Here is a 2,936-nt window from a genome sequence, read left to right on the forward strand (position 1 = left end):
GCTGGGCGGGCCCGGCCCCGCCACTTCTCGGGCATCCCCCCCCCCGGGGCGCCGCGGGGGGGCGCGGGGGGGGGGGGGGCGGGCCCCCGGGCCGGCCGCGCGCCCGGCCGAAGGCCTCGTCGCAGCGGCGCTGGAAGTCGGCCTGATACTCGGCCTGGGTCTCGCGGTCGTCGATCCGGCCCGCCAGCTCGCGCAGGCGCTGGCGCAGGCCGGCGCGGCGCTCCGGCGTGTCGAACGTGTGGCCGGCGGTCTCGCCCTCCAGGAGGAGGTCGCGCAGCGGCCGGGCCGCCGCCAGCACCGCCCGCATCGCCGCCGCGCCCTGGCCGCGGGCGAGGCTGTCGGGATCCTCGCCGGGCGGCAGGCTGGCGAACCGCAGCGAATGGCCGGGCTTCAGCATCGGCAGCGCCCGCTCCGCCGCCCGCATCGCCGCCCGCCGCCCCGCCGCGTCGCCGTCGAAGCAGAGGATCGGCTCGGGCGCCAGCCGCCACAGCAGCGCCAGTTGCTGCTCGGTCATCGCGGTCCCGAGCGGCGCCACCGCGGTCTCGATGCCGGCGAGATGGAGGGCGATCACGTCCATGTAGCCCTCGACCGCCACCACCTCCCCCGCCCGCCGGGCCGGCCCGGACGCCCGGTGGTAGCCGTAGAGGAGCCGCCCCTTCTGGAAGAGCTCGGTCTCGGGCGAGTTGAGGTACTTGGGCTCGCCGTCGCCGATCACCCGGCCGCCGAACCCGGCCATGCGGCCGCGCTGGTCGTGGATCGGGAACATCACCCGCTCGCGGAAGCGGTCGTAGCTGGCGCCGCCGCCCTCGGGCCGGACCAGCAGCCCCGCCTCGACCAGCTTCTCCTCGGGGAACCGCCCGGCCAGCGCCTCCTTGAGGCGGGTGCGGCCGGCCGGCGCGAAGCCGATGCCGAAGCGCTCGATCGCAGCCGCGTCGAGACCGCGCCGGGCGAGGTAGTCCCAGGCGGCAGCGCCGCTGCGCCGGTCCGCCAGCCGCTCGCGGAACCATTCGCCGGCCGCGTCGAGCACCGCATGGAGGCCGGACAGGCGGTCGTCGCGGGCGCGCGCCGCCGGCGTTTCCTGCGGCAGTGCCATGCCGGCTTCGCCGGCCAGCCGCTCGACCACCTCGCGAAAGCCGAGATTCTCGCTGCGCATGACGAAGTCGATGGCGTTGCCGTGGGCGCCGCAGCCGAAGCAGTGGAAGGTGCCGCGGCGCTCGTCGACCGTGAAGGACGGCGTCTTCTCCTGGTGGAAGGGGCAGAGCCCCTTCAGCACCGTGCCGGCGCGGACCAGCCGCACGCGCCGCCCCACCGTCTCGGCGAGGCCGACCCGGGACTTGAGCTCGTCGAGGAAGGCGGGCGGGAATGCCAGGATGCGCTCTCCCCAGGGTGGCGCGGGCGGGCGGGCGGACCGCCGGTCAGCCGACTGCCGGTCAGCCGACTGCGGTCAGCCGAGCGCCTGCTTCACGAGCTGGCTGGCGCGGGCGAAATCCATCTGGCCGGCATGGCGCTCGCGCAGGAGCGTCATCACCCGGCCCATGTCCTTGATGCCGCCGGCGCCGGCGTCGGCGATCCCGGCGGCAATGGCGGCGGCCATCGCCGCCTCGTCCATCTGCTGCGGCATGAAGCGCTCGATGACCGCGATCTCGCCCGTCTCCTGGTCGACCAGGTCCTGGCGGCCGCCCCTGGCGTAGAGCTCGATGCTCTCGCGGCGCTGCTTCACCATCGACTGCAGGAGCTGGAGGATCTCGGGATCGCCGATGCCCTCCGTGTTGCCCTTGGTGCGCGCCGCGATGTCGCGGTCCTTGAGCGCGGCCAGGATCAGCCGGACGGTCGACACGGCCGGCTGGTCGCGGTCCCGCATGGCGGTCTTCAGGGCTTCGCTCAGGCGTGCCCGCAGCATCGGTCGGGTCCCTCCCGGGGACGGCATCGTGGTGGATGGCGGCGAACTTACCGAATGGCGGACCCTGCGGCAAACTCTCCCGCTGGCCGGCGACGGGCGGGGGCTGCATGATCCCCGGCCGAGCCCTTGGCCGCCCACCCAGGAACCCGCCGCCCATGTCCACCATCGTCTCCGACGCGCCGCCCGCCCCGGTCGGCGCCATCGCGACCGAGGCCGATGCCCGCCTCCACCTCGCCGCCGTCTACCGGCTGCTCGCCCACTACGGGATGGACGACACCATCTTCACCCACGCCTCGGTGCGGGTGCCGGGGGAGAGCGACACCTTCCTCATCAATCCCTATGGACTGCTCTTTGGCGAGATCACGCCGTCGAGCCTGGTCAAGATGTCCTACGACGGCGAACTCCGCGGCCCGTCGAACTATCCCGCCAATGCCGCCGGCTACGTCATCCACAGCGCCGTGCTGCAGGCCCGGCCGGAGATCGCCTGCGCCGTCCACACCCACACGCGCGCCGGCGTCGCCCTCTCCTGTCTGGAGGAGGGGCTGCTGCCGCTCAACCAGTTCGCGCTCGAGTTCCACGGCAAGGTCGGCTACCACGACTACGAGGGGGTCGCCCTCGACCTCGACGAGCAGGAGCGCCTCGGGCGGGACTTGGCCCAGTACCCCGTGCTGGTGCTGCGCAACCACGGCCTGCTGACGGTCGGCCACACTCCGGCCGCCGCCTTCTATCTCATGTACTATCTGGAACAGGCGGCGCGGGTGCAGATGGACGTGCTGGCGACCGGGCGGCCCTACCGGCTGCCGCCCGAGGCGGTCGCCCGCCACACCGCGGGGCAATTCAGCACCAGCACCGACCCGACGCGGACCGGCCTGCGCATGTGGCCGGCGATGCTGCGCCTGCTCGACGAGACCCAGCCCGGCTGGCGGAACTAGGGCGACCCTCCCGGGCAACCGGGCGTCGCAGAATGCGAATCTCCGGACAGTTCGCCGCGGGATCGCGTCGCACTCTGCGAATCCCGCGACGGGACCGCGCGGAA

The 2,936-nt window shown here is 74.0% G+C and carries 3 protein-coding genes; 1 reads left to right on the plus strand and 2 read right to left on the minus strand.

Annotated features, from left to right (window positions below):
• Together dnaG and ACE3Q3_RS17650 are read right to left on the minus strand one after the other, a co-directional pair.
• Positions 1-1,309: DNA primase (gene dnaG, locus ACE3Q3_RS17645; RefSeq protein ID WP_374448313.1), on the minus strand; the 1,309-nt coding region annotated here is incomplete at its 3' end.
• Between the two features lie 135 nt (positions 1,310-1,444).
• Positions 1,445-1,900 carry a GatB/YqeY domain-containing protein gene (locus tag ACE3Q3_RS17650; protein WP_374448314.1) on the minus strand — a complete coding sequence of 152 codons (456 nt, stop codon included), beginning with the start codon at positions 1,898-1,900 and terminating at the stop codon, positions 1,445-1,447.
• A gap of 155 nt (positions 1,901-2,055) precedes the next feature.
• Here ACE3Q3_RS17650 and ACE3Q3_RS17655 point away from each other — a divergent pair, with 155 nt between their 5' ends.
• The gene (locus ACE3Q3_RS17655) at positions 2,056-2,832 is read left to right on the plus strand and encodes a class II aldolase/adducin family protein (RefSeq protein WP_374448315.1); all 777 of its coding nucleotides are present in this window, start codon (positions 2,056-2,058) and stop codon (positions 2,830-2,832) included.
• Positions 2,833-2,936 lie beyond the last annotated feature (104 nt).

Origin of the sequence: Allostella sp. (genome assembly GCF_041913585.1) — a bacterium.
GTDB lineage: Bacteria > Pseudomonadota > Alphaproteobacteria > ATCC43930 > Allostellaceae > Allostella.